This window comes from Actinocorallia aurantiaca, assembly GCF_039533685.1.
Classification (GTDB): Bacteria; Actinomycetota; Actinomycetes; order Streptosporangiales; family Streptosporangiaceae; genus Actinocorallia; species Actinocorallia aurantiaca.
In genome coordinates, this window is the sequence record NZ_BAAATZ010000013.1 from 47,528 (window position 1) to 72,634 (window position 25,107).

At 70.4% G+C, this 25,107-nt stretch carries 23 protein-coding genes; 17 read left to right on the forward strand and 6 right to left on the reverse strand.

The features are described 5' to 3' along the window. Positions 1-457 precede the first annotated feature (457 nt). The 8 genes from ABD327_RS18215 (at position 458) to ABD327_RS18250 (ending at position 9,309) form a co-directional block, all read left to right on the forward strand. Positions 458-1,102 carry a TetR/AcrR family transcriptional regulator gene (locus ABD327_RS18215; protein WP_344451643.1) on the forward strand — a complete coding sequence of 215 codons (645 nt, stop codon included), beginning with the start codon at positions 458-460 and terminating at the stop codon, positions 1,100-1,102. 397 nt (positions 1,103-1,499) lie between these two features. Further along, positions 1,500-2,741 carry a PP2C family protein-serine/threonine phosphatase gene (locus tag ABD327_RS18220; protein WP_344451644.1) on the forward strand — a complete coding sequence of 414 codons (1,242 nt, stop codon included), beginning with the start codon at positions 1,500-1,502 and terminating at the stop codon, positions 2,739-2,741. Next, the gene (locus ABD327_RS18225) at positions 2,738-4,354 is read left to right on the forward strand and encodes a sensor histidine kinase (protein WP_344451645.1); all 1,617 of its coding nucleotides are present in this window, start codon (positions 2,738-2,740) and stop codon (positions 4,352-4,354) included. The genes ABD327_RS18220 and ABD327_RS18225 overlap by 4 nt, the downstream gene beginning before the upstream one ends. A 62-nt stretch (positions 4,355-4,416) precedes the next feature. Further along, a complete protein-coding gene (locus ABD327_RS18230; RefSeq protein ID WP_425547153.1) occupies positions 4,417-4,806 on the forward strand; it encodes a response regulator in 390 nt (129 codons plus the stop codon). Between the two features lie 161 nt (positions 4,807-4,967). Further along, on the forward strand, positions 4,968-6,113 hold the full coding sequence (locus ABD327_RS18235) for a sensor histidine kinase (RefSeq protein WP_344451647.1): 1,146 nt from the start codon (positions 4,968-4,970) through the stop codon (positions 6,111-6,113). Next, on the forward strand, positions 6,110-6,781 hold the full coding sequence (locus ABD327_RS18240) for a response regulator transcription factor (RefSeq protein WP_344451648.1): 672 nt from the start codon (positions 6,110-6,112) through the stop codon (positions 6,779-6,781). The genes ABD327_RS18235 and ABD327_RS18240 overlap by 4 nt, the downstream gene beginning before the upstream one ends. Before the next feature lie 105 nt (positions 6,782-6,886). Continuing rightward, positions 6,887-7,123: a hypothetical protein gene (locus ABD327_RS18245; protein ID WP_344451649.1), complete on the forward strand. Its 237-nt coding sequence runs from the start codon at positions 6,887-6,889 to the stop codon at positions 7,121-7,123. A 2-nt stretch (positions 7,124-7,125) separates the two neighbouring features. Then, positions 7,126-9,309 (forward strand): MMPL family transporter, encoded by a 2,184-nt coding sequence (locus ABD327_RS18250; protein ID WP_344451651.1) that lies wholly within the window; start codon positions 7,126-7,128, stop codon positions 9,307-9,309. Positions 9,310-9,339: 30 nt separating this feature from the next. Here ABD327_RS18250 and ABD327_RS18255 read toward each other — a convergent pair whose 3' ends face one another. Continuing rightward, the gene (locus ABD327_RS18255; RefSeq protein WP_344451653.1) at positions 9,340-10,674 is read right to left on the reverse strand and encodes an FG-GAP repeat domain-containing protein; all 1,335 of its coding nucleotides are present in this window, start codon (positions 10,672-10,674) and stop codon (positions 9,340-9,342) included. 235 nt (positions 10,675-10,909) lie between these two features. On the opposite strand from ABD327_RS18255, the gene ABD327_RS18260 reads away from it, so the two are divergent. Further along, positions 10,910-11,671 (forward strand): SDR family oxidoreductase, encoded by a 762-nt coding sequence (locus ABD327_RS18260; protein ID WP_344451654.1) that lies wholly within the window; start codon positions 10,910-10,912, stop codon positions 11,669-11,671. Between the two features lie 11 nt (positions 11,672-11,682). Here the strand turns inward: ABD327_RS18260 and ABD327_RS18265 are convergent, their stop codons facing one another. Beyond that, on the reverse strand, positions 11,683-12,366 hold the full coding sequence (locus ABD327_RS18265) for a TetR/AcrR family transcriptional regulator (protein ID WP_344451655.1): 684 nt from the start codon (positions 12,364-12,366) through the stop codon (positions 11,683-11,685). A 197-nt stretch (positions 12,367-12,563) separates the two neighbouring features. Between ABD327_RS18265 and ABD327_RS18270 the strand changes: the two genes are divergently transcribed. Continuing rightward, the gene (locus ABD327_RS18270) at positions 12,564-13,748 is read left to right on the forward strand and encodes an oxygenase MpaB family protein (protein WP_344451656.1); all 1,185 of its coding nucleotides are present in this window, start codon (positions 12,564-12,566) and stop codon (positions 13,746-13,748) included. Between the two features lie 86 nt (positions 13,749-13,834). Here the strand turns inward: ABD327_RS18270 and ABD327_RS18275 are convergent, their stop codons facing one another. After that, the gene (locus ABD327_RS18275; protein WP_344451657.1) at positions 13,835-14,941 is read right to left on the reverse strand and encodes an NDMA-dependent alcohol dehydrogenase; all 1,107 of its coding nucleotides are present in this window, start codon (positions 14,939-14,941) and stop codon (positions 13,835-13,837) included. 126 nt (positions 14,942-15,067) lie between these two features. On the opposite strand from ABD327_RS18275, the gene ABD327_RS18280 reads away from it, so the two are divergent. From ABD327_RS18280 to ABD327_RS18310, 7 genes are all read left to right on the forward strand, one after another. Beyond that, positions 15,068-15,706 (forward strand): TetR/AcrR family transcriptional regulator, encoded by a 639-nt coding sequence (locus ABD327_RS18280; RefSeq protein ID WP_344451658.1) that lies wholly within the window; start codon positions 15,068-15,070, stop codon positions 15,704-15,706. Between the two features lie 674 nt (positions 15,707-16,380). Next, positions 16,381-17,931 carry a pyridoxal phosphate-dependent decarboxylase family protein gene (locus tag ABD327_RS18285; protein WP_344451660.1) on the forward strand — a complete coding sequence of 517 codons (1,551 nt, stop codon included), beginning with the start codon at positions 16,381-16,383 and terminating at the stop codon, positions 17,929-17,931. Then, positions 17,928-19,466, forward strand: coding sequence for a phenylacetate--CoA ligase family protein (locus ABD327_RS18290; RefSeq protein ID WP_344451661.1), 1,539 nt, complete (start codon positions 17,928-17,930; stop codon positions 19,464-19,466). Before ABD327_RS18285 ends, ABD327_RS18290 begins: the two co-directional genes overlap by 4 nt. 39 nt (positions 19,467-19,505) lie before the next feature. Next, positions 19,506-20,060, forward strand: a complete 555-nt coding sequence (locus tag ABD327_RS18295; RefSeq protein ID WP_344451662.1) for a hypothetical protein — start codon at positions 19,506-19,508, stop codon at positions 20,058-20,060. Positions 20,061-20,085: 25 nt separating this feature from the next. Beyond that, positions 20,086-20,865 carry a hypothetical protein gene (locus tag ABD327_RS18300; protein ID WP_344451663.1) on the forward strand — a complete coding sequence of 260 codons (780 nt, stop codon included), beginning with the start codon at positions 20,086-20,088 and terminating at the stop codon, positions 20,863-20,865. A gap of 38 nt (positions 20,866-20,903) precedes the next feature. Next, positions 20,904-21,359, forward strand: a complete 456-nt coding sequence (locus tag ABD327_RS18305; RefSeq protein WP_344451664.1) for a hypothetical protein — start codon at positions 20,904-20,906, stop codon at positions 21,357-21,359. Continuing rightward, the gene (locus ABD327_RS18310) at positions 21,356-21,904 is read left to right on the forward strand and encodes a hypothetical protein (protein ID WP_344451665.1); all 549 of its coding nucleotides are present in this window, start codon (positions 21,356-21,358) and stop codon (positions 21,902-21,904) included. Before ABD327_RS18305 ends, ABD327_RS18310 begins: the two co-directional genes overlap by 4 nt. 61 nt (positions 21,905-21,965) lie before the next feature. On the opposite strand, the gene ABD327_RS18315 is transcribed toward ABD327_RS18310, so the two are convergent. The 3 genes from ABD327_RS18315 to ABD327_RS18325 all read right to left on the reverse strand — a co-directional run bounded on the left by ABD327_RS18315 (position 21,966) and on the right by ABD327_RS18325 (position 25,040). Next, positions 21,966-22,805 carry an SDR family NAD(P)-dependent oxidoreductase gene (locus ABD327_RS18315; protein WP_344451667.1) on the reverse strand — a complete coding sequence of 280 codons (840 nt, stop codon included), beginning with the start codon at positions 22,803-22,805 and terminating at the stop codon, positions 21,966-21,968. Further along, positions 22,802-23,317 carry a nuclear transport factor 2 family protein gene (locus ABD327_RS18320; RefSeq protein WP_344451668.1) on the reverse strand — a complete coding sequence of 172 codons (516 nt, stop codon included), beginning with the start codon at positions 23,315-23,317 and terminating at the stop codon, positions 22,802-22,804. The genes ABD327_RS18315 and ABD327_RS18320 overlap by 4 nt, the downstream gene beginning before the upstream one ends. A gap of 184 nt (positions 23,318-23,501) precedes the next feature. Beyond that, positions 23,502-25,040, reverse strand: a complete 1,539-nt coding sequence (locus tag ABD327_RS18325) for a DHA2 family efflux MFS transporter permease subunit (protein ID WP_344451670.1) — start codon at positions 25,038-25,040, stop codon at positions 23,502-23,504. Positions 25,041-25,107 lie beyond the last annotated feature (67 nt).

Consider the following 25,107-nt stretch of genomic DNA (forward strand, 5'->3'; position numbering starts at 1 on the left):
GCGGGTCGACCGTCGCGGACCGGCCGCCGCCACGCCGCCGTCCGCCCTCCCCGTCGTTCCAGAAGCCGTCGCCGCCGGTGCTGTTCTCTCCCCAGAAATCCGACATCGTTTCCCTCGATCGGCCTTCCGGGGCCCCGGGCAGGCGCTCTCTTCGGTCCGCCGACCACCGGCGCCCGGCTTCCTCGCGGCCCGGGCAGGGCATGACACATCGGCAGCTTTTTTATAAAAAGCCCTATTAGGGCGGCGAGTATACGGGGGGAGCTCCTCTCCGCACCCGTCCACTTCTGTGACAGATAGGTCACTTAATGTGATATGCACCCGATGGGTCGGTCGAACTGTTCTCCCTTTCGAAAAGAGAATTCGACGCGCGCCCGTGCCCCGGCCGCGGGCGCGCGTTCCTCCCGCCGGGCGGGCGCGGTGTGTTGGAGAGGGTCACCGACTGTCTTAAAGTGAGCGTATGTCCACGTCACGCCGGTTGCCCCGGGGGAGGAACGCGCTGCCCCTGGAAGAGGTGGCGCGACTGCAGAGCGAACGGCTGTGCAAGGCCATGGCCGAGGTCATGTCGGAGAAGGGGTACGTCGCCACCTCCGTCGAGGACGTCCTGAAGCGTGCCGGGGTGTCGCGGCTGAGCTTCTACCGGCTGTACGACTCCAAGCTCGACTGCTTCCTGGCGGCCCTCAAGCGTTCGAGCGGGCTGCTCACCGAAGAGGTCCTGGCCGGGATCGAGGCGCTCGGCACGGACGGCGGTCCGCTGGAGCGCTACGAGCGGGCCCTCGCGATCTACTTCGAATGGCTCGAGAAGGAGTGGGCCTCCACCCACATCTGCCTGATCGAGGCCTTCGCCGCGGGCCCGGAGGCCGCCGCCCACCGGCGCGTGATCCAGTCGATGATGGTCGACCTCCACGCCGGCATGCTGGGCGTCACAGACGAGCGGGGCCTGCTGGCCTGCCGTATGGTCGTCGCCGCCCTCCAGAACCTCGTCACCATCCCGGTGGCGGAGAACGACCGGGAGACCCTGCGCGCCGTGGCTCCCCAAATGGTCGCCCATGTGCGTTTCCTCTGGAACTCCGGGGCCTTCGGCGAGGGCACCGGCCCCGCCTGACCGGGCGTTCACGGGGCCGCGGCCCCTTCAGGGATTTCCCGGCATGAACGCGGCCGTCGGGTGTGCCGTGAGTCTCGTCGCCGATTACAGACCGGTACAGAATCAATCGCTCCGTATATGGGCTCCGGGAAGGTAAGGTGTCGCGCTCGGTCGGAACCTCCGGAGGGACACGGTCGAGTGACTTCCCGGGTTCGGCTGAGAACGCACCGTCCATGCCCGGGCGGCGCCGAGTACCTGTATTGCGTCCGGGTCGGACCGGTCTGCTTCACTAGTGCTAAAGACATAAGCTCCTATAGGCCGCGTAAGGACGATCGTGTACGCATCGGGGACCCCGGCGGCATGAACCATTGGACGATGCCCGTCATCGCGCGAGCCGTGTGAAACGAGAGGACGACCGATGCCCCCCGAGCCCGCCTCGGTGTCCTTGCCCCCGGGGCTGCCGCCCGACCTCGCCGACGTGTCGCCCGGCCTGCGGGTGCCGGCGGGCCTGGTCCACGTGCTGCTGGTGGAGGACGACGAGGCAGACGCGGTCCTGGTGGAGGACCTGCTCGAAGACTGCGAGATGGCCGTCCGCCTGACCTGGGTGCGGTCGCTGGGCGAGGCGCGGGCGCACCTGACGGGCAAGGACGCGCCGGACTGCGTGCTGCTGGACCTCCACCTGGGCGACGCCCACGGTGTGAGCGCGGTCACCCGGCTGCTGGAGTGGGCACCCCACGCCGCGGTGGTCGTGCTGACCGGTCTGGCCGAGGCCCAGGCGGGCCTGGCGGCGGTCGCCGCCGGCGCGCAGGACTACCTGGCCAAGGGCCAGGTCGACCCGTTGTGGCTGGGCAGGGTGATCCGGTACGCGGTCCAGCGCCGGCAGGTCCAGCAGACCGCCTCGCAGCTGCAGGCCGAACGGATCAGGAGCGAGGAGAACGCGCGTCTGGAGCGCGGCCTGCTCCCGCGCCCCCTGGTGACCGGTTCCCAGCTGGAAGTGGTCAGCCGGTACCGGCCGGGCCGCGACTACTCGGTGCTGGGCGGCGACTTCTTCGACGTGGTGGAGGCCGACGACGGGGTGCACGCGGTCATCGGCGACGTGGCCGGGCACGGTCCCGCCGAGGCGGCCCTGGGCGTGTGCCTGCGGGTGGCCTGGCGGTCGTTCATCCTGTCCGGCGTGCGGGGCGTCCGGCTGCTGCAGCTGCTGGAGGAACTGCTCATCGCCGAGCGCGACGAGCCCGAGGTGTTCGTCACCGCGACCAGCGTGACGGTCCTCCCCGACGAGCCGGCGGCGCGGGTGATGCGGGCCGGGCACCCCGGCCTGCTGCTGCACACCCCCGGCAGGGTGGAGTGGTACGAGCCGGAGGGAGGCCTGGCCCTGGGCATGATCCCGGGCCTGGACACCTGGAGCGAGCACGTGGTGCCGTTCGACGACGAGGTCGGGATGGCTCTGTTCACCGACGGGCTCTTCGAGGGCCGGATCGACGCGGACGGACAGCGCCTGGACGCCCCCGGACTGCTGGACCTGGCCCGGAGCCACGCCCATCGCAGGAGCAACGACTTCGTGGACTCCCTGATCACCGGGGCCGAGGACGCCTCGGCCCCCTACGGCGGACTGGCCGACGACGTCGCCGTCCTGTACCTGAAACGGAATCGACCATGACCTCTCTCGGCGACACGGATCGGTCGCGCCGCCGTGGTCTGACCGTTCCCTCCTCGTTCCGCCTGGCCCTGACGCTGCTGGCGCTGCTGGTGCTGGCCGCCTCACTGGGCGTGAACGCGCTGCTCGACCGCACCGCCGACGCCTCCGACCGCCTGACCACCCAGATCATGCCGGCGCACGTGCAGGCCGCCCAGCTCCAGGCGTTCCAGCGGGACCAGGAAACCGGGTTCCGGGGATACGTCCTCACCAGCGACAAGCGTTTCCTCTCCCCGTACACGTCGGGGCTGGAAGGCGAGCGGGAGACCCTGGAAACGCTGCGGGAGCTGGTGAAGGACGAGCCGCAGCTGCGCGCGGACCTCGAGCAGGTCGCCGCCACCGCCCAGCGCTGGCGGGAGGAGTACGCCGAACCCGTCCTCGCCCGGGCCGAGGCGAACGGCGGCGCGGTCGAGAAGCCCGACACCGCGAAGGGCAAGACCAACTTCGACGCCCTGCGTGCCACCTGGGACGTCCAGAACCGGAATCTGACGCGCACGCAGACCGAGGCCCGCTCGGACCTGGCCGACACCCGGCAGCTGCGCGACTGGCTGCTGCTGGCCATGCTGGCGGTGTTCCTGATCGTCGGGGTGGCGCTGGCGACCCTGCTCCACTTCACCGTGGTGCGCCCCCTCAACTCGCTGCGCATCGCCTCCCGCCGGGCCGCCGAGGGCGACTTCACCCACCCGATCCCCTCTCACGGACCGGTGGACGTCCAGGACGTCGGCCAGGCGGTGGAGGCCATGCGCGCCCGGCTCGTCGAGGAGCTGGACGCCGCCACCGAACGCGAGAAGCTGCTGCTCAAGCAGGCGTCCGACCTCGACTCCCAGGCGACGGAGCTGCGCCGCTCCAACACCGAGCTGGAGCAGTTCGCCTACGTGGCCAGCCACGACCTGCAGGAGCCGCTGCGCAAGGTCGCCTCGTTCTGCCAGATGCTGGAGCGCCGCTACAACGACCAGCTCGACGACCGGGGCCGCCAGTACATCGCGTTCGCGACCGACGGCGCCAAGCGCATGCAGATCCTGATCAACGACCTGCTGACGTTCTCGCGCGTCGGCCGCATGAACAGCCACCGCCGGCCGCTGGAGCTGGACGAGGTGCTGGACCGGGCGCTGACCAACCTCAACAGCGCCATCACCGACACCGGCGCCCGCATCGAGCGTCCCGAGAAGCTGCCGCAGCTGACGGGCGACCCGACCCTGCTGACGATGCTGTGGCAGAACCTGGTCGGCAACGCCATCAAGTTCCGCAAGCCCGACACCGTGCCCGAGATCAAGATCGAGTGCGAGGAGCAGGAGGCGGGCAGCTGGCTGCTGACCGTCACCGACAACGGCATCGGCATCCCCGCGGAGTACTCCGACAAGGTCTTCGTGATCTTCCAGCGGCTGCACAGCCGCGAGGCCTACTCCGGCACCGGGATCGGCCTGGCCCTGTGCAAGAAGATCATCGAGTACCACGACGGCCGGATCTGGCTGGACACCGACCACGTCGACGGCACCCGCCTGCACTTCACCCTGACCGACGTACCAGAGAACGAGCCGGTCGCCGTACCCGCGGCCGCTGAGGAGAGTGTCTCGTGACCTTTTCCGAGATCCAGCCCATCGAGGTCCTGCTGGTCGAGGACGACCCGGGCGACGAGCTGATGACGCGCGAGGCGTTCGAGACCAACAAGATCGGCAACCGGCTCCACGTCGTCCGCGACGGCGCCGAGGCCCTGGACTTCCTGTTCCGCCAGGGCGACCACGCCGACGCGGTCCGCCCCGACCTGATCCTCCTGGACCTCAACCTCCCCAAGCGCGACGGCCGCGAGGTCCTCGAGCAGATCAAGACCACCCCCGAGCTGTCCATGATCCCCGTCGTGGTCCTCACCACCTCCTCCGCCGAGGAGGACATCCTGCGCAGCTACCACCTGCACGCCAACGCCTACGTCACCAAGCCGGTCGACTTCGACCAGTTCATCGCCGCCATCCACAAGATCGACGAGTTCTTCGTCACCGTCGTCCGCCTCCCCCGCCACCACGACCAGAACTGAGGGGCTCACCCGCCGCACGGCTCAGGGCTCGCGGGCGATCCCGCCGTACTCCCCGAGGTGCAGGCGGCGGGACGCCGTACTCCTGCGGTCTACGGACGGGCGGAGAAGGATCGGTCTCATGGAGGAAGCCGGTCGATCACGGGCTTCGTAGGATGTCGGGCATGGTGAACAGGGCCTTCCGTCCGCGGGGACGCCCGTGGGGGCGCGGGGCGGACGCCTCGGTCGCCGGGCTGGTGTTCGTCCTGGTGGGGCTGGGCAGCATGCGGTCGCTGGTCGGGGCGAGGCTCGAACCCTGGGGGGTCACGGCTTTCGGATGGTCGCTGATCGCGGTGGCGTGCGCGGCGCTGTGCTTCAGCCGGCGCAGGCCGGTCGCCGTCGCGGGCCTCGTGCTGGTGGCCGTCATCTCCTACTACCTCGTCAGCTCCTATGACGGGCCGCTGCTGCTCGCGCTCGTCGTGGCGCTGTACTGGGTCGCCGCCGAAGGGCACCTCCGGGCGGCCGTCGGGCTGGGCTCCGCGACCGTGATCGCGACGGGCGCGGGAACGCTGTGGGGGAACGAGGACGTCAACGGCGTCGCCCTGTTCATGCTGACCGGCTGGCTGGTGGCGGTCGTCGCGATCGGATGGCTGCGGTACGGCAACCAGGCGCACGCGCTGGAACGGGAGCGGCGGGCGGCGACCGAGGAGCGGCTGCGCATCGCCCGCGAACTGCACGACGTCGTCGGCCACCACCTGTCGCTGATCAACGTCCAGTCGGTGGCGGCGCTGCGCCGTCTCGCGAAGCATCCGGAGCGCGGTGTCGCCCAGGCCGAGGAGGCGCTGGAGGCGGCCAAGGACTCCAGCGGGGAGGCGCTGCGCGAACTGCGGGCCACCCTGGGGGTGCTCCGGAAGGCCGGCGAGGAGGCGCCCACCGCGCCCGCCGCGGGACTGGACCGGCTCGGCGACCTGGTGGCGTCGGCCCGCGTCGCGGGACTCGACGTGCGGACGCGCGTCGCCGGCGAGCCCGTCCCGCTGCCGACCCAGGTCGATCTGGCGGCCTACCGCATCGTCCAGGAGTCCCTCACCAACGTCACCCGCCACGCCCGGGCCGGCGGGGTCGTCATCAGCGTCGAGCACGAGCACGGGCTGGTGACGGTGGAGGTCGCCGACGACGGGCGCGGCCCGGCGGAGGACACGTCCGGCACCGGAATCACGGGCATGCGCGAACGCGCCCGCGCCCTGGGCGGAGACCTGACCGCGGGCCCGCGCGAGGGCGGCGGCTTCACGGTGCGGGCCCGCCTGCCCCACGAGAACGGAGCACGTGGATGATCAGGGTGGTACTGGCCGACGACCAGCGCCTGGTGCGCGCCGGATTCCGGTCGATCCTCGAGGACGAGGACGACATCGAGGTGGTCGGCGAGGCGGGGGACGGCGACCGGGTCGTGGCGGTCTGCCGGGAGCTGCGCCCGGACGTGGTCCTCATGGACATCCGCATGCCCGGCACCGACGGCCTGGAGGCCGCCCGGCGCATCGCCGCCGACCCGCGGCTGGACGGCGTCAAGGTCGTCATCCTCACCACCTTCGACCTGGACGACTACGTGTACGGCGCGCTGCGGGCGGGGGCCAGCGGCTTCCTGCTCAAGGACACCGACCCCGACGAACTGCTGCACGCGGTGCGGGTCGCCCACCGGGGAGACGCCCTGATCACCCCGTCGGTCACCCGGAGGCTCGTCGCCGAGTTCGCCGGGCGGGTCAGGCCTCCGGAGGCCGCTCCCGCCGCCCTCAACGCCCTCACCGCGCGGGAGCGCGAGGTCATGGAGCTGGTCGCCGCCGGGCTGACCAACGACGAGATCGCCGCCCGTCTGGTCCTCAGCCCGGCGACCGCCAAGACCCATGTCAGCCGGATCCTGACCAAGCTGAACGTCCGGGACCGCTCCCAGCTCGTCATCCTCGCCTACGAGTCAGGCATGGTGCGGCCGGGCCGGCTCGGCGGCTGACGCCTTCCGGAGTATCCCCCGGGCCGGCATGCGACCGGGGGAGTAGGCCGGGTGACGCCTCCGGGCCGATGCCTCCGGAGGAGCCGTCCGCAGACCCTGGACGGCATGCGCACAACTCAAGTCCATGCCAGGGCCCGGAACGGGCTCGTCGGTCTGCTCGGCGGCGGGGCCGCCGGCTTTCTCCTGCTCGACGCGGTCGCGGCACTCCTCGTGGTCGTCCTCGGACGGCCTCCCGTCGGCGACGGCGAACCGGTCGCCCTGATCGTCGGAGTCCCGTCGGTCTGCGCGGTGCTGGGCTGCCTCGCGGCCCTGCGGGCGACGCGGCGGAAGGAGGGCCGGTAGCCATGGCGACGACGAAGGGCGGACGACCCGCCCGGCTCGCCTCCTGGGCGCAGCGGCACCGCTGGAGCGCCCTCCTCCTGTGGATCCTCACGGTGGCGGTGGTCACCGCAGGCGCGCAGACGGCGGGCGACTCCTACCAGAACGACTTCTCGCTCCCCGGCACGGACTCGCAGGCCGCCCTGGAACTGATGGAACGGCACGGCGCCGTCCAGGCCGGCGCGAGCGTCCAGATCGTCCTCCAGGACGACGGCGGGCTCCAGGACGACCGGACGCGCGTCGAGCGGATGCTCACGACGGTGCGGGGGCTGCCCTTCGTCACCGATGTCCGCGGCCCGTATGACGGCGCGCTGTCGGAGGACGGCACCATCGGATACGCCTCGGTCGCACTGGACGGCGAGTCCGAGGACGTGCCGGCGGAGGACGTCGAGAAACTCATCGACACCGCGCGTTCGGCCGCCGGGGACAGGCTGCGTCTCGAGTTCGGCGGAGGGCCCGTGCAGAACTCGGAGGAGTCGGGCGGCGGGGGCGCCGAAGGGGCGGGCATGCTCGCCGCCCTGGTCATCCTCGTCCTGCTCTTCGGCTCGCTGCTGTCGGCGGCGGTGCCGCTGGTCACCGCGGTCTTCGCGGTGGGCGGCTCGCTCGGCCTGATCGCCCTGGCGTCCCACGTCTTCACGATCGCCGACTTCACCCCGCCCATCATGATGCTGGTGGGGCTGGGCGTCGGCGTGGACTACGCCCTGCTCATCTTCTACCGGTACCGGCACCAGCTCCTCGAAGGCGACGATCCGCGCACCGCCGCCCGTACCGCTCTGGACGCCGCGGGCCGGACGGTCTTCTTCGCCGGATGCACCGTCATCATCGCGCTGCTCGGCCTGGTCGTCCTCGGCCTCGGCTCGCTGCAGGGCGTCGCGCTGGCCGTGGCCCTGACCGTCCTGGTCACCATGGCGGCCTCGCTGACCCTGCTCCCCGCCCTGCTGGCGTTCTTCGGCGGCCGCATCCAGCGCCACGTGCGCAAGAGCGCCGCGAAGGCCGAGGCCAAGGGCAGGCGGGAGGGCCGCCGCTGGCACGCGCTCGCCGCCGCCGTGCAACGACGCCCGCTGGCCGCCCTCCTGGTCTCCGCCATCGCGCTGCTGGCGCTGTCGGCACCGGCGCTGGGCCTGCGTCTGGGCTTCGGCGACGCCGGGAACAACGCGCCGGAGAGCACCACGAGGAAGGCCTACGACCTGCTCGCCGACGGCTTCGGACCCGGTTTCAACGGCCCGCTCGTCCTGGTCGTCCAGGGCGGCGAGGACGCGGCCCGGCACCTGCGGGCCGCCCTGGAGCGGACCGACGGCGTCGCCGCGACCGTCCCGCCGCGACCCACCGAGGACGGGAGGCTGCACACGCTCATCGCCTTCCCCGACACCGCCCCGCAGGACGAGGCCACCGCCGACCTCGTCCACCGGCTCCGCGACGACGTCCTGCCCTCGCTGGCCGCGGAGCACGACGCCCGCTACCTGGTCGGTGGACCGACCGCCGCCACCCAGGACTTCGCGGACGCCGTCGCGTCACGCATGCCGCTGTTCGTGGCCGTCGTCGTCGGCCTGTCCTCGCTGCTCCTGCTGCTGGTCTTCCGCTCGCTGCTGATCCCCGTCAAGGCCGCCGTCCTGAACCTGCTGTCGGTGGCGGCGGCCCTCGGCACCATGGTCCTGGTCTTCCAGCACGGCTGGTTCGGCGTGCCCGAAGGCCCCATCGAGGCCTACCTCCCGGTCATGATCTTCGCGATCGTGTTCGGCCTGTCCATGGACTACGAGGTCTTCCTCATCTCCCGCATACACGAGGAATGGGAGCGCACCCGCGACCACTCCGAGGCCGTCCGCGCGGGCTTGGCCGCCACCGGCAAGGTCATCACCGCCGCCGCGGCCATCATGATCGTGGTCTTCGCCGCCTTCGTCCTCAGCCCCACCCGCATGCTCCAGCAGTTCGGCCTGGGCCTGGCCGCCGCCGTCCTCCTGGACGCCGTCGTCATCCGCTGCATGATCGTCCCCGCCGTCATGCAGCTCCTGGGCGCCCGCGCCTGGTGGCTCCCGTCGCCCCTGGCCCGGCTCCTTCCGAAGGTCGAGCTGGAGCGCAGGGAGACGTCCCCCGCCGCCCGGGTGCCGGCCCCCGCCGAATCCCGCGACCCGGAACCGGAACCCAGAACCTGAGTCCGGTGAAAGGGNNNCCCCCGTCCGGCGTCAGCGCCGAAGGGCGGGCTTGTCGCCGCCGCCGCTGCGGGTCCAGACGTAGACGGCGTTCAGCTCGTACACCGAGAAGGCGAGCTCGTTGCGGCGGTCGCGGTCGAAGTCGGCCACGATCGCGCCGCCCGCCTGGCCGTGCGCCTCGGCCAGCACGTGCGTGGTGAACGTGCCGTTCTTCGCCTGCTCCAGCCAGAACAGGCGCGGGTCGCCGTCGCCCGACACCAGCAGGTCGACGTCGCCGTCACCGTCGATGTCGCCGTCGCCGAACACGCCGGGAGCCGCCTGGCCGGGACGGCCCCGGGAGACGATCCCGCTGGAGACCGCGGTCGGCGTCCAGGCCTCGGTCTCGTCGCGAGGCACGTCGAAGGTGACGATCTGCGACGCCGGGTCGGTGGAGCCGGGCGGGAAGGACGTGTTGGTGTGGTTGGACCCCACCCACACGTCCTTGCGGCCGTCCAGCTTCCTGACCAGCTTGATCTGCATCGACTTGCCCTGCGTGGCGTCGATGACGTGCGGGACGTACTTGCCCTTGCGGCGGGTCTCCAGCCAGACGTAGGACGCGCCGGACTGGAAGTACTGGGCGCTGGCGACGTCCAGGTCCCCGTCGCGGTCGACGTCGGCCACCTCGGGCAGCGCTCCGCCGCCCGGACCGAGGGTGAGGGGGGTGGTGGAGAAACCGCCGCCGCGCACGCCCCTGAAGACCTGGATCCAGGCGTTGGACGGGGCCTGCCCCTCGATCAGCGAGACGGGGCCGGGGAAGGACTCGCCGATCGTGACCAGGTCGAGCCTGCCGTCCTTGTCGAAGTCGACCGGCACGGCGCGGTGGTAGAAGAGCGGCTGGGTTCCGGGCGCGACGAGGTCGTGCCGCTTCCAGTCTCCGGAGGTCTGCTCCCACCAGGTCAGCGAGCCGCACAGCTGCGGTCCGCACTGGAAGAAGCCGCCGGGGACGGCGATGTCCATGTCGCGGTCGCGGTCGAAGTCCGCGACCGCGGGCTCGTTGGGGTAGCGGATCCCGGCTTCGGGCCCGAAGACGCGGGTCTTGGTCCAGGCGTCGATGGAATCGCCGAGGGCGTAGACGGCGACCTCGCCGTACGGGGCGGGAGCGCCGGGGACGATGGTCCCGAAACCGGTGGCGACGATCTCCTTCTTCCGGTTCCCGACGACGTCGGCGGCGACGGAGAACGCCGCGCCGGGCAGTGCGGCGTCGACGGTGTGCCGGGTGAACGAGACCGGCTTCGGGGACTTGTCGCGGTCTTCGGCCAGGGCCGGGATGGCTCCGGCGCATGCGAGGACGCACGCGGTGGCTATGGCGAAGGGACGGATGGAGCGCAAGCTCTCACCTCCAGGAATGTTCCCGTGTAGGAGCCCATTGATACCAGTCGTTTCCCTCAGCGGAATAGTGTTTCCCCTTACCGAATCGGTTGCGGCTGGACCGGGCGCGAGCTGCTCACCGCCGCGACCTCTGTTTCCGGCCTTTCCCGGGTAGGGATCTCCCAGCCGGTGGCGTGGCGCGCAGGGCCGAGGGCCCCGCGCCCGGTCGGCGGGGAACCGAACCAGGGGGACGGACATGAAGATCGTGGTCATCGGGGGCACCGGGCTCATCGGCTCGAAGGTCGTGCGGAGGCTGACCGGGCGGGGGCATGAGGCCGTGGCCGCCTCGCCCCGCACCGGAGTCGACACGCTCACCGGGAAAGGGCTGGCCAAAGCCCTGGAAGGAGCCTCGGTGGTGGTGGACGTGTCGAACTCGCCGTCCTTCGAGGCCGCGGCGGTGCTGGAGTTCTTCGAGACGTCGACGCGCAACATCCTCGACGCGGAGGCCGCGGCGGGCGTCGGCCACCACGTCGCGCTCTCGATAGTGGGAGTCCGTCGCCTGCCGGACAACGGCTACTTTCGCGCGAAGATCGCCCAGGAAGATCTGATCAAGGGCTCCGGGATCCCCTACTCGATCGTCCAGGCGACCCAGTTCTTCGAGTTCGGCAAAGGCATAGCCGACACCGCGGCCGCCTCCGACGGCACGGTCCGGATGCCCTCCGTGCTCTTCCAGCCCATGGCGGCGGAGGACGTCGCCGAGGCGGTCTGCGGGGTCGCCGTGGGCGCGCCCCTGAACGGCACGCTCGAGGTGGCCGGCCCCGAGCGGTTCCGCTTCGACGAGTTCATCCGCGAGGTCCTGAACGCGAACGGCGACCCCCGCGAGGTCGTCGCCGACCCGCACGCCCCCTACTTCGGCTCGGAACTCCGGGAGCGCAGCCTCATCCCCGACGACGGCGCCGCGACCCTGACCACGACCCGCTTCGAGGACTGGCTGCGCGGCTCCGGCCCGGGCGCGTGAGGCTCACGGCATCAGGCCGCCGACGGGCCCGGCGGTTCCAGCATGGGCACGAGGAACCGCCGGGCCAGCTCGGCGAGCTGCTCGTCGTCGTCGAGGTCGACGAGGTGGCTGGGGACGGCCAGGAAGGAGGCGGAGATCCGGACCATCATCTCGGCGACGAGGTCGGTGTCCAGGTCGTCCGGCGCGTTGCCGGCGCGCTGCTCGTAGCGGAGCTGGCCCGCGACGAACTGGCGCACGGTGGCGAGGGTCCGCCCCCCGTCGCTGATCATGGAGGGCACGACCACGTCCGGTTCCGTGGCGATCATGCCGCCGATCAGAGGGTTGCCCCGGATGGCGCGCAGCGAGCTGACGAAGCCCAGGACCACCCGGTCGGCGGCGGTCTCGGCCTGTTCGATCTCGACGAGGAACCGGTCGAAGTAGCGGCGGAACTCCCGGCGCACCACCTGCTCGATCAGCGCGTCCTTCGTGGTGAACCGCCGGTAGACCGTGATCCGTGAGACGCCGGCCCGCCGGGCCACGTCCTCCATGGTGGACCGCTGGATGCCCATCCGGCAGAACTGCTCGTACGCCGCGTCGAGTATGCGCGCGCGGGTCTCGTCGGTGTCGTCGATCCGTTCGACGGCGTCGGTGTACGCGCGCTCGATCAGAGAGTCCTGGCCCTGGTCTGTCGCTAGGAAGGGCAGAGCGGATTCCATGGTCTCCTCCGGAACGGCTGATTCCGCATACATCTCCCACAGCCTCCCACGAATAGGCCTTGTGATGTCCGCCACAGTGTGTTGTCATGAGGGCCACGAGCAATGATACGTGGATGCAAGCAGTGTTTCATAGTATCAGGGCTCTCGGTTCCGAGGAGGAGCAAGGAATGGAGACACCCAGCAGACGAGGATTGTTGATGGCGGGTGGGACGCTCGGCGCGCTCGGCGCACTGAGCGTCGCGACCCCCGCATGGACCTGGTCCCCCATGGGCTCGGTGGTCGGCGCGGGCGCCGGCGCCGACCCGCGGACGGTGTGGGACCCGGAAGCCGACCAGCTGGTCGCCTCGCTGATCCAGCGGGGCGAGGTGCCCAGGGTCAACACGCTGCTGCGGACCTGGACGAAGAACGGCCAGGCGCTGCCGGCCGGGCTGCCCGCGGACCTGAAGGCCTTCATGGAGAAGGCCCGCAAGCTGCCGGCGTGGTCCGACCCGAGCAAGCTCGACACGGCCTTCCGGTTCAACGAGAAGCGCGGGCTCTACCTCGGCGTGCTCTACGGCTTCGCCAGCGGCATGATGAGCACCGTCATCCCCAGGGAGGCGCGCGCGGTCTACTACTCCCAGGGCGGCGCGGACATGAAGGACCGCATCTCCAAGACCGCCAAGCTCGGGTACGACATCGGCACCGCGAACGCCTTCAAGCCCGACGGCTCGATGATCGTCACCTGCGTCAAGACCCGGCTGGCGCACGCCGCGGTGCGCCACCTGCTGCCCAAGTCCCCGTACTGGGACAAGGTCGCCGACGAAGCGGTCCCGATCAGCCAGATGGACCTGATGGTCACCTGGCACAGCCTGCCCACGACCGTCATGCGGCACCTGAAGAACTGGAAGGTGCCGATCCCCGCCAACGAGGCCGCGGCCTTCCTGCACTCGTGGCAGCTGACCGCGTACATGCTCGGCATCAAGGAGGAGTACATCCCCGCCTCCTGGGACGCGGCCGAGTCCCAGGCCAAGCAGTCCCTGGACACGCTCCTGGCCCCCACCCCCGAGGGCATCAAGCTCGCCGACATCCTGCTCGGCCTCGGCGCCCAGATCGACGGCACCATCCTCAGCAAGCCCATCCTCGGCGCGTTCACCCGCTTCCTGCTCGGGGACGAGATCGCCGGATGGCTGAAGATCCCCCGCTACCTGCTGTGGGACAACCTCCTCAAGACCGCCTGGGGCCCGTTCATCGCCGTCCGAGAGGGCCTGCTCCCCTTCCCCCTGGCGCCGGCGGCCTACTGGACCTTCGACGAGTTCCTGCGCAAGTTCGCGCTGCTCTTCCTGTCCGAGGCGCAGGAGATCAGCATCGAGATCCCCGACAGCAACAACCCGAACTACCCGTGACGGCCCCCTGACCCGCCCCGCGGCGGGCGCCCCCGCGAACCCGGGCTCGGAATCCACCGGATTCCGAGCCCGGGGCGTCGCGGCCGTCAGAAGCGGATGACCCCGCGGAGGATGGTGCCGTTGCGCATGTCCTCGTAGCCCTGGTTGACCTCGTCCAGGGTGTACTCCTTGGTGATCATCTCGTCGAGCTTGAGCTGGCCCGTCTTGTAGAGCTCCAGCAGGCGGGGGATCTCGTGGTGGGCGTTGGAGGAGCCGTAGAGCGAGCCGCGGATCTGCTTCTCCAGCATGGTGAGCATGAAGAGGTTGCCGCTCATGTCGGCGTTCGCGAAGTTGGCGACGGCGGTGACGATGACCTTGCCGCGCTTGGTGACCAGGTCGAGGGCCGGGGAGATGTAGGAGCTCTCGGCGCGGTCGGTGGTGATGATGAAGGAGTCGGCCATGTTGCCGCGGGTCAGCTCGACGACCAGCGGGCCGGCCTCCTCGACGCTGGCCACGGCGTGGGTGGCGCCCAGCTCTAGGGCCTTGGTGCGCTTGAACTCCACCGGGTCGATGGCGATGATGTTCCGCGCTCCGGCGATGCGGGCGCCCTGGACGGCGCTGGCGCCGATGCCGCCGATGCCCTGCACGACGACGGTCTCGCCGGCCTTGACCTCGGCGGTCCGCACGGCGCTGCCGTAACCGGTGGGCACGCCGCACCCGAGCAGGGCCGCCTTGTCCAGCGGGGAGCCGTTGTCGATCTTGACCACCGAGGCGATCGGGACGACCGTGTACTCGGCGAAGGCGCCCAGCAGGGACATCTGCCCGATGTTCTGGCCGCGGGCGTGGAAGCGGTAGGTGCCGTCCAGCTGCGGGCCGTTGATGAGGTGCGCGCCCAGGTCGCACAGGTTCTGCATGCCCCGCGCGCAGTACGAGCAGCGGCCGCATGAGGGGATGAAGCTGAAGACGATCGAGTCGCCCTCGGCGACCTCGGTCACGCCGGGACCGGTCTGGACGACGACGCCGGCGCCCTCGTGACCGCCGATGACCGGGAGGGGCATCGGGATGTCACCGGTGACCAGGTGTTCGTCGGAGTGGCACAGACCGGTGGCGACGAGCTTGACCAGGACCTCGCCCTCCTTCGGCGGGTCGAGCTCGACCTCCTCGATCTGCCACTTCTCGTTCTGGCCCCACAGGATCGCGGCCTTCGTCTTCATCGTGTACATCCTCTCTGATGTCTCACACAGGGGGTGGGTCGCCGACCGTGTTTCCCACGGGTTTCATGCAACATACAAATTATGGATGATGTATGGCAATAGGGATCCGGCTGCCATACTGAGGTCATGGCCGGTCGAGGGTGGAAGGGACAGCCTCCGCGCACGGAGGAGGAGGCGCGGCAGCGCATCCTGGAGGCGGCCAACCGCTGCCTGGACCGTTATGGACCGGCCAAGACGAGCCTGTCCGACGTGGCGGCCGAACTCGGGGTGACCCGCCAGACGGTCTACCGGCACTTCCCCAGCACCACGGACCTCCTGCTGGCGAGCGCGGTGGCGTCGGTCGAGCCCTTCCTGGACCGCGTCGCCGAGCACTGCGCCTCGCTCTCCGATCCGGGTGAGATCGTCGTCGCGGGCCTCGTGTACATCCTGAGGCACCTGCCCGAAGACCCCCGCCTGTCCCTCCTGCTGGCCGTGGACCGGGCGGACCTCTTCACCGTCGGGATCACCTCTCCGACCGCGTTCGAGTTCGGCCGCGCCATACTGCGGCGCTACCCCGTCGACTGGGACGCCCTGGGATACGGGGAGGAGGAGTTCGACGAGCTCGTCGAATACCTCCTGCGCCTCGTCCAGTCGCTGATGATCGACCCCGGCCGCCCTCCGCGCTCCCCGGAGGACCTCACCCGCTTCCTCAACCGCTGGCTGGCCCCCGCGGTCACCCGCTTCTCTCCTCGCCCGGAAGAAGGCGCCGCCTCCCCGGGCGCGTGAGTACCGCCGAAGACGCCCGGAAGGACGTGCGGTCAGCGGTCGGCGTGCCGGCCGCTCCACCAGGGCAGAGTCCCCAGCACCCCGGCCAGGCCGGTGCCGGGCGGCATCGGGTGAACGGGAGGCCCGGGAGGCGGGCGAGGCCGACGTTCGGTCTTCGGCCGGGGGCTCCGGGCGAGGCCGCCGTCCGCCTGCGCGGCGGATGCGAATGAAACGGCGCTCCGGGAGGGGAGGGGGCCGGGGAAATGCATCCGGGGACCGGCCGGATCTTCCTTCACATTTTTCTTCCAGAAGGCCGACGGGGTGACGAAAACGGATCCGTCGGGTCTCCCCTTAACACGGGGCGGGCGCCTTGGGGAATTGCCTTTCCGGTGCTCATAAAGTGAGGGTGTTTTTGGCTTGGGCGGCCGAAAAGAACGGTCGATTGGGTGAATTGTTCACTATGTCTATTTTATTCTAGGGTAGTTTTACCAGTATGCCGATGTTGTCGTGATTAATTTACGCGTGTCGGACAGCATTCGAACATTCTTTACGGACACCCCCTTTGACCAGGTAGTCCGTAGGTGGCCACGGGGCTGTCACGGCCGGCCCGGGAGTGCCTACGATGCGACCTGTTCCACATTTCCGGGTACGTGATCGTGAGGAGGCCTCCGCCTGTGACGGATTCACTCGCCAGAATGCAAATAGCGGACGGCGGTTCGGGGAACGGCGAGAAATGGAATTCGGTCGACGGGGATCTGGCCGAGGTGTTCGATCCGCTGAATTTTCACCAGGCCGCCGCGCAGTGCACCCTGAGGCTGTGGCGGTATCTGGACGACTCCGCGGTCAAGGGGCTCGACCTGGTCGAGCCGGCGGTGCTGATGAAGGCCGCACGGGAACTGATGACGGACGAGCGCGAACGCGTCGCCGACTTCGACGAGGGCCGGCTCGGCCAGATCGTCGACCTCTACCTGAACACCGGCATCCAGGTGCACTCGCCCGGGTACATGGGGCGGCAGTTCTCCGGAGTGGTGCCGCTGGCGGGCCTGGTGGACCTGGTGAGCTCGGTGGCCAACCAGCCGTCGTCGTTCTACGAGGCGGGCCAGCTGCCGAACGTCGCCGAACGGCTCATGGCCGAGGAGCTCAACCGCCTCATCGGCTGGGACCCCGCGGAGTTCGCGATGGTGACCACCTCGGGCGGCTCGCTGGCCAACCTCACCGCGCTGCTGGCCGCCCGCAACCGGGCCTTCCCCGGCATCTGGGCCCGCGGCGTCGCGGAGGAGGGCGGCCGTCCGGCCGTCGCGATCAGCGAGGAGGCCCACTACAGCGTGAGCCGTGCCGCCGGAGTGCTGGGCATCGGCGAGGAGCAGATCGTCCGGCTCCCCGTCGACGGGCAGGGCCGTATCCGCCCTGACGGCGTGGTCCCCGTCCTCGACGCCGCCGCCCGGCGCGGCCTGAAGGTGTTCTGCCTGGTCGCCTCATCGGGGACGACCTCGATGGGCGCGTTCGACCCGCTCGACGAGCTGGCCGCGCTGACCCGCCCGCGCGGCATCTGGCTGCACGTGGACGGCGCCCACGGCGCGAGCCTGCTGGTGTCGGAGCGGCACCGCGACCGGCTGCGCGGGCTCGCCGAAGCGGACTCGCTGACCTGGGACGCGCACAAGATGCTGTTCGTGCCCGCCCCGTGCACGCTCCTCTTCTACCGGGACGGCGACGCGGCGCGCGGAGCGTTCCAGCAGCGCGCCAGCTACGTGTTCGACGAGGAGCCGGACGTCTACAGCGACTTCGACAGCGGCGACAAGAACCTCGAATGCACCAAACGCCCGATGATCATGCCGTTGTGGACGCTCTGGTCGGTCTACGGGCCGGCGCTGTTCGCGCGGAAGATCGACCACCTGTGCGCCATGACCGGGCAGGCGCACCGGATGCTGCGGGCCGAGCCGGACTTCACCGTCCTGCACGAGCCGGAGGCGAACATCCTTTGCTTCCGGTACGACCCCGCGGGCCTCGACCGGACGGCCCTGCACCGGCTCCAGCTCGCGATCCGCAACCGCGTGCGCGCCGACGGGCGCTTCTTCATCTCCAAGGTCGACCTCGACGGCGTCGCGGCACTGCGCGTCGTGCTGATGAACCACCGGATCGGAGCCGAACACCTGGCCATGCTCATCACCGAGATCAGAACGACCGGACAGCGGGTGCTGCGCGAGAACGCGGCCCGCGACGACCAGAAGGACGGAGACCAGCGATGACCACGACGATGACGAGACCCGACGCCGCTGAACTGGCCGAGCGGCTGATCCCCGCTGAGGAGCTGAGCCCGCGCTCGGCGGCGCAGGTCGCGGTCCTGCCCCCGTTCGCCGACAAGCTGGAGGAGTGCGCGCGCCTCGTCGGCGCCCCCTACTGCGAGATCCGGCAGGACGTTCAGGACGCGCTGGTGATGCGCCGTCTCCAGCAGATCGTCAACACGGCGCTGCTCAACCCGCTGTGGCGGGAGCGGCTGCACTACTTCGGCGTCACCGAGGCGCCCGCCGACCCGGCGGAGTGGGAGCGGATCCCGCTGTCGGACAAGACCGTCCAGCGCGACATGTTCATGGGGGCGCGCGCGGGCATGGTCGTGCCGATCGAGCACGGCGGGTTCGAGGTGGTCGCCAGCGGGGGCACCAGCGACGGGCAGCCGCTGGAGATCGTCTACTCGCTGCGGGAGCTGCGCGACACCTACCGGATCTCCGGCGCGTTCATGGGCGCCTACCAGCTCAGCCGCTACCTGGGCGGCGCCGGACCCCGGTGGCTGTACACCACGCTGGCCGACTACCAGATGTGGAGCAGCGGGACGATGGTCGGCGGCGTCCTGGCGCAGGTGCCCGGCATCAACTACATCGGGGCCGGGCCGGTCACCGCGCCGGTGCTGGAGCACATGTTCTCCTATCCGGGCTCCAAGGCCCTGATGGGCATCTCCGCGGGCATCGGGTTCCTCAGCGAGCTGGGCGCGGGCATGCCCGCGCACGCCCGCGAGAGCTTCCGGGTCGCCATGTACGGCAGCGGCCTGATCCCGCAGCGCAAGCAGGAGGAGCTCCGCGCGGTCTACCCGAACGTCTCGATCCTCAGCTACTTCGCCGCCACCCAGGCCGAGTGCGTCGGGCTGCAGCTCGACCACGAGCGTCCCGAGCTCTCCACGGTCCCGGGCCTGCACCTCGTCGAGATCGTCGACGAGCACGGCCGGGCGGTCGCCGAGGGGGAGGAGGGCGAGCTGGTCGTCACCCGCCTGCACGCGCACGAGACCCCGCTGCTGCGGCTCAAGCTCGGCGACCGGGTGGTCCGCAGGGCGCCGCTGGACGGGCAGGGGCTGAAGACGGGCCGGTTCGAGTTCGCCGGGCGCAGCGGCGACACGCTGCACCTCAACGACAGCCAGTACTCGGCGGTGGTCGCCCAGGCGTCGCTCCGGGCCGAACTGCACCGGGTCGCCGGCGTCGACCTGGACCGGGTCGCCCTCGACGTCCAGTTCGTCAACCACCGGGGGAGCAGGCTCCTCGTCCTGCTGGTGGCCGCCGACGACGCCGAGCGCCTGGCCGAGAAGGCGGAGTCGGCCCTCGGCCCCGGCGGATGGCGGGGCTTGTTCGCCGCCGCGCTGCCGCGCTCCCTCTCGCTGTTCAACGACCGCGAGGCCACCCCGGAGTCGATCGAGGCCTCCGGATACGACTTCCGCGTGACGTTCGTGCCCCGCGGCTCCCAGGAGATCGAGCGGACGTCCGTCGGCAAGGTCCCGCTGGTCCGGGACCGCATGTGACCCCATCCCTCGCAGTTCCCGACCCGAATGGGAGACGCAGTGAAACCGAAGATCAGCATCGTCGTCATGGTGGACGCCGTCGGAGCGCTGTCCGACCGGACGCTGCACGACGGCAACCTGTCGCTCGTCGACGACAGTGACCTCGGCAGCCGGCACCTCGGCACGCCCGACCTGATCACCGCGGTCCTCCCGGGCCAGGTCGTCCACTGGACCCCGATCCACATCGACGTGCAGACGCCGGTCGAGATCCTGAACATCGAGTTCCTCGGCGCGGACGCGGCGGCCGTCCCGGCGCCGGCGCGGCCGGAGCCCGCGGCGGTACCCGGCTACGCGGCGGTGCCCGTCTACGCGGCGGTGCCCGTCTACGCGGGCGACGCGACCGCCACGGCGACCGACGTCCGGGCCGCCCCGGCGGCGGCGCCGAGCGCCCTCGACTCCAACGGGTTCGAGAACCACGACCTGCTGGTCTGGGAGGGCGTCGTGCCCGACACCATGGCGCCGGGCGTCCCCTACCGGTACCGGCTCTCCATCAAGGTCCACGAAGGCCCCGACAGCGTGCTGCACATCGACTCGCCCGCGCTGCTGCGCGTGTGAACCACCCGACCCGGAAGGCGGATTCATGGCCCAACAGCATGGGATCATCGTGCTCATCGACGTCGACAACGCCCTCCAGGAGCGTTCGCTCGACGGGAACGCTTACTGGTTCGACAACATGAAGTTCCTCGGCTCGACCGGAGTCGGCACCGGGAACCTGGCGACCGCCGTTCCCGGCGCCTACTTCCTCGACGGCTCCCAGGCGACCGAGCAGGTGCTGAACTGGCTGCCCGCCGCGCTCGGCTCGGTGCCCCCGACGGTGCCGCGCAACTACCTCGCCGAGCAGGCGAGGCAGACCGACCGGGAGGCCCTGGCGGGTCTCGCCGCCCTCGATCCGGCGGACGGCGCCGGGGCGGGGCGCATCCAGGAGCAGGTCGGCCGCAGGGCCAGGCGGTCCAGCGGCATCCGCGGCCTCACCACGGGCAAGGTGCTGGACGCCACCGGCCAGGTCGCCGGGGCGGACGCGGCGAACACCTACAACTACCCGGCTCCGGTGATCACGGACATCACCGGTCCCGCCGTCACGGAGAAGATCATGTACCCGGCCCAGTACGGGTCGCCCGACATGGTCTACGACGGCTGGTACTGGGCGGCGACCGTGGACACCAGCCGGCCCGGGATCTACCCGTACACGATGCACGTCCAGCTGCACGAGCTGGTCGAGCGCGACGACGAGCTGGTCTGGGAGTCGGTGGACCTCGTCTGCGAGTCCGCCCTCAAGATCACGAGCGACCCGAAGCGGAACGCCTTCACCGGCGCCGGGCTGGGCCCGCTGCCGATCCCGGCGTTCCCGCCCGTCCTCTGAACGTGATCGAGCCGAGCACACCGAAGCGGAGGAGCACCATGCCCCCAACGACGAACCCGGAACCACGCGCCGCCCGGCCTGTGACGATCACCTCGGTGGTCGACCCCGTCGCCGCGCTGGCGTCCGGGAACCTGGACGAGAACCTGTACCTCTACGACACCAACCGGACCTCGGGCTCGACCGGTTTCGGCACCACGGAGCTGCGGACCGGGGTGCGCAAGGGCGACGTCCTGCTGTGGAACGTCATCCCGCTGGAGTGCGAGACGTTCGTCGCCCTCGCCGGCATCGACATCGACCGGCGGGTCGCCGACCCCGTCCAGAAGGTCTACCCCGGCACCGACATCGTCTTCTGGACCGCCACCGTCAAGCGGGACCTGGTCAAGCCGGTCTCCTACCGCCTGTCCTTCCTGCTGGGGGGCGTGGCCGAGCCGTACACCGCCGACGCGTCCTCGTTCCTGGTCGGCGCCGCCCAAGCGAAGGAGCCCGTGAAGTGACCCAGTCGTACGCAGCCGAGGACTTCTCCGGCCGTGGCCAGCTCAACTCGGTGCAGCTCAACGTCGTCACGCTGATCGACATGGAGAAGGCCGCCGCCCAGGAGTCCCTCGAGGGCTGCCTGTACATGATGGACAACAGCATCGGCGGCGTCGGCCAGGGCACCGACCACCTGGAGACCGTCTGCAAGCAGGGCCAGGTGATCAACTGGATCATCCGCCCGATCGACATGCACCGCCGCCCCGACGGTTCCTGGCCCCCCATGCCGAAGATCAACAACCTGGTCTTCCTCGACATCGAGAAGGGCGACGAGGACGACGTCGCCGAGCGCCGCATGATGACCGAGCTCAAGATCTACGGCGCCCCCGACCGCATGCGCCACAAGTACACGGCCGTCTACTACTACTGGGCCGGCGCCGTCATGAGCACGGCCCACCCGGGCCTGTACCGCTACCGCTTCGTCCTCGAACTGGAGAAGGAGCACAGCACCGAGAAGCTCTACCTGAACTCCCCCCGCTACCCCGCCCTCCGGGTCCTGCCCGTCTGACGGCCACCGACCCCGCGTGCCGCGGGCACGGCACGCGGGGCCCTCTCCCCTGGCGCGTTCGTCAGGGGAGAGGCGGGAAGACGGGGCCGCCGCCGAACATCTTCCGGGGCGAGATCGGTGTTCCGCCGCCAGGTTCGGAGAGTTCGTACTCGACCGCCGCCTCCGCGCTGATGACGACCTGCCCGGTGCGCCGGTGGATGTCGGGGTCGGCGGCGAGGGCGGCTATCACCCTTCCCTGGAGTTCGGGGGTCTCGGTGTCCTTGATGGAGACGCCGAAGACCGTCTCCCTGCCGCTGGCCAGCAGTTTCTCGGTGCGGATCAGGCCGGGCCACAGGGACAGCACCGTGACTCCGTGCTTTCGCAGCTCCAGAGCGGTGTCGTGGGTCATCTTGTCCAGCCCGGCCTTGGAGATGCCGTAAAGGGTGGAGTGCAGGTAGGCGCGGGTGCCCACCGACGAGATGTTGACGATCATCCCCGCGCCCCGTGCGACCATCCCGGGCGCGACGGCGCGGCTCGCCACGTAGTGGGCGCGCAACCCGATCCCGATGAGCGGCTCCCAGTCCGACACGGGCCGCTCCCAGAACGGCTCGGGCCGTTCGTGGTCCACGTCCGCCGGGGCCGCCCAGGCGTTGTTCACCAGCAGGTCCAGCCGTCCGTGCTCCTCCTCGACGCTCCGGATCAGCGCTTCGACCTGCGCGTCGTCGGCGTGGTCGCAGACGACCGCCCGCCCGCGCCCGCCGGCCTCCTCCACCCGCTCGACCGTGCGGGCCAGCCGCCTCTCGTTCCGCCCGGAGACGACGACCGTCCAGCCGGCCTCGCCCAGCCCGACCGCGATGCCCTCCCCGACGCCGCGGCTCCCGCCGGTGACCAGCGCGACCCGTCCTTCACCCGCGACGCTCATGCGTGACTCCCTTGAAAAGAGGTTCCTTCGGCCAGCGGGCGGATCATCTCCCACAACACCGTCACGCGGGAAGACCGGATCTTCCACCGCCCGTCTTCCAGTTCGTAGCGGTCGTCGTACTCGATGGCGCTGACCTTCTCGGTCCGCGCGACCCTGTCGACCTGACGGAACCGCAGGCTCCAGGCGCCTTCGGCCCGGCCCTCACCGAGCAGTTCGATGACCGGGTTCATCGCGTGGTGCATGTCGAGGACGGCGTACCGCCCGTCCCCGTCCCGTCCCAGCGCGATCCGCTCGAAGACCCGGGTGAGCGCCTCGGCGCCTTCGAAGGCCCCGAGCGGCCCGTAGTCGAGCACGGCCCCCTCGGTGACGAAGCACTCCCGGAACCCCTTCGGGTCCTTGCGGTCGCACGCCCGCAGGTAGCGGTGCTTGACCGTTTTGATCGCCTCGATCGCTTCGAGTGCCGTGAGGCGCTCCTCCACGGTGCGGGCCGCCTCGCCCGAGATCGACTCCATGCGCCGACGCTAAGCCTCCCCGCTCCGGACGGCCACCCTCCCTCCCGCCCAGCGGAACCACGCCTGGAGCGGAGGACCGGCAACCCGTCCGAGCGCCATTGCGCACGCCGCTGCGCGTACTAAGGAACGCGCACAAGGAAGAAGGGGCCCGCCGCGAACGCGACGAGCCCCTTCTTCCTTGTGCTCAGTGCAGCGGCATGACGTCGACCTTCGTCTCCGGGCGGTGCCGCGGCAGCAGCAGCGCCGGGATGAAGGCCAGCGCGAGCAGGGCCAGCGCCCACCAGAAGGTGGTGCTGAACGCCTCGGCCATCTTCGGGGCCAGCTGCGCCATCACCTCCGGCGGCACCTCCTCCGTCGAGCCGAGGCCGCCGCCCGAGCCGGGCAGCCGGTCGGCGAGCTCGGTGGTGAGGATCACCGAGATGGCCGCGGTGCCGATCGACCCGGCGACCTGCTGGATGATGTTCAGAGCGGTGCTGGCCCGCGGCACCTCGTCGTGGCTGAGGGACTGCATCGCGGCCGACATGGTCGGCATCATCGTCAGGCCCATGCCCAGACCCATGACGAACAGCGCGACGCCCAGCACCGCCTTCGAGGTGTCGACGTCCATCTGGGTGGTGAAGCCGATCATGCCCCCGACGATGAGCACCAGCCCGGCCAGGACCACCCGGCCCGGACCGATCTTGTCGGTGAGCTTCCCGCCGATCGGCATCGTCACCATCGCGCCGAGGCCCTGCGGGATCAGCAGCAGGCCGGTGTGGAAGGCGCTCTCGCCCCGCACCAGCTGGTAGTACATCGGCATCAGGAACATCGCGCCGAAGAACGCCAGGCCGAACAGCACCATCGTCCCGGACGCCGCGGCGACCGAGCGGCGCTTGAACAGCCGCAGGTCGATCAGCGGCACCTCGGCGCTCAGCGCCCGCACCACGAACCCGGCCACCAGGACCGCGCCGACCGCGGTGAACCCGATCACCTCGGCGGAGTCGAACGCGCCCTTCTCCGCGCCGGTCGCCAGACCGTAGATCAGCGCGGCGAGGCCGGGCGAGAGCAGCAGCAGGCCGAGCAGGTCGAGCTTCTCGCCGGGCTGCGGCGTGTCACGGTCCAGGATCCTCCAGGCGAGGAACAGCGAGATGATGCCGACCGGCACGTTGATGTAGAAGATCCAGCGCCACGAGACGTCGTCGACCAGCCAGCCGCCGAGGATCGGGCCGCTGATCGGGCCGAGCAGCATCGGGATGCCGACGACGCTCATCACCTGGCCGACCCGCTGCGGGCCGGCCTTCTGGGTCAGGATCGTCATGCCCGCGGGCATGATCATGCCGCCGCCCAGGCCCTGCAGCACCCGGAAGGCGATCAGCGACTCGGCGGACCAGGCCATGCCGGCCAGCGCCGAGCCGAGCACGAACAGCCCGAGCGAGATCATGTAGAGCCGCTTGGTGCCGAACCGGCTGGCCGCCCAACCGGTCACCGGGATCACGGTGGCCAGCGCCAGCGTGTAACCGGTCGCGACCCACTGGATCTGCGACAGCGGCGCGCCGAACTCCTGGGACAGGGCGGGGACGGCGATGTGGACCACGGTGACGTCGAGGATCGACATGATCGCACCGAGGACCACGACCATGGCGACGGCGAGCACGCCGCGATCGAGGCCGCCGCCGTCCGGTCCGCCGCCGTCCGATTTGCTGACGGGGGCGCTACCGGCCTCCGGGGGGGCTGAAGAACTCAACTTCGTTGATCCCATCTTGTGTGCCCGGACGTGCGGGCTGAACGAGCATCGGCACCGGGGGCCGGCG

Excerpts from the sequence above, each read along its gene's own strand:
- ABD327_RS18250 (WP_344451651.1), top strand. The coding sequence starts at position 7,126 with ATGGCGACGACGAAGGGCGGACGACCCGCCCGGCTCGCCTCCTGGGCG.
- ABD327_RS18260 (WP_344451654.1), top strand. The coding sequence starts at position 10,910 with ATGAAGATCGTGGTCATCGGGGGCACCGGGCTCATCGGCTCGAAGGTC.
- ABD327_RS18320 (WP_344451668.1), bottom strand. The coding sequence starts at position 23,317 with ATGGAGTCGATCTCGGGCGAGGCGGCCCGCACCGTGGAGGAGCGCCTC.
- ABD327_RS18240 (WP_344451648.1), top strand. The coding sequence starts at position 6,110 with ATGATCAGGGTGGTACTGGCCGACGACCAGCGCCTGGTGCGCGCCGGA.
- ABD327_RS18215 (WP_344451643.1), top strand. The coding sequence starts at position 458 with ATGTCCACGTCACGCCGGTTGCCCCGGGGGAGGAACGCGCTGCCCCTG.
- ABD327_RS18220 (WP_344451644.1), top strand. The coding sequence starts at position 1,500 with ATGCCCCCCGAGCCCGCCTCGGTGTCCTTGCCCCCGGGGCTGCCGCCC.
- ABD327_RS18265 (WP_344451655.1), bottom strand. The coding sequence starts at position 12,366 with ATGGAATCCGCTCTGCCCTTCCTAGCGACAGACCAGGGCCAGGACTCT.
- ABD327_RS18305 (WP_344451664.1), top strand. The coding sequence starts at position 20,904 with ATGCCCCCAACGACGAACCCGGAACCACGCGCCGCCCGGCCTGTGACG.
- ABD327_RS18230 (WP_425547153.1), top strand. The coding sequence starts at position 4,417 with ATGACGCGCGAGGCGTTCGAGACCAACAAGATCGGCAACCGGCTCCAC.
- ABD327_RS18285 (WP_344451660.1), top strand. The coding sequence starts at position 16,381 with ATGCAAATAGCGGACGGCGGTTCGGGGAACGGCGAGAAATGGAATTCG.
- ABD327_RS18300 (WP_344451663.1), top strand. The coding sequence starts at position 20,086 with ATGGCCCAACAGCATGGGATCATCGTGCTCATCGACGTCGACAACGCC.
- ABD327_RS18290 (WP_344451661.1), top strand. The coding sequence starts at position 17,928 with ATGACCACGACGATGACGAGACCCGACGCCGCTGAACTGGCCGAGCGG.
- ABD327_RS18275 (WP_344451657.1), bottom strand. The coding sequence starts at position 14,941 with ATGAAGACGAAGGCCGCGATCCTGTGGGGCCAGAACGAGAAGTGGCAG.
- ABD327_RS18245 (WP_344451649.1), top strand. The coding sequence starts at position 6,887 with ATGCGCACAACTCAAGTCCATGCCAGGGCCCGGAACGGGCTCGTCGGT.
- ABD327_RS18270 (WP_344451656.1), top strand. The coding sequence starts at position 12,564 with ATGGCGGGTGGGACGCTCGGCGCGCTCGGCGCACTGAGCGTCGCGACC.
- ABD327_RS18315 (WP_344451667.1), bottom strand. The coding sequence starts at position 22,805 with ATGAGCGTCGCGGGTGAAGGACGGGTCGCGCTGGTCACCGGCGGGAGC.
- ABD327_RS18280 (WP_344451658.1), top strand. The coding sequence starts at position 15,068 with ATGGCCGGTCGAGGGTGGAAGGGACAGCCTCCGCGCACGGAGGAGGAG.
- ABD327_RS18235 (WP_344451647.1), top strand. The coding sequence starts at position 4,968 with ATGGTGAACAGGGCCTTCCGTCCGCGGGGACGCCCGTGGGGGCGCGGG.
- ABD327_RS18225 (WP_344451645.1), top strand. The coding sequence starts at position 2,738 with ATGACCTCTCTCGGCGACACGGATCGGTCGCGCCGCCGTGGTCTGACC.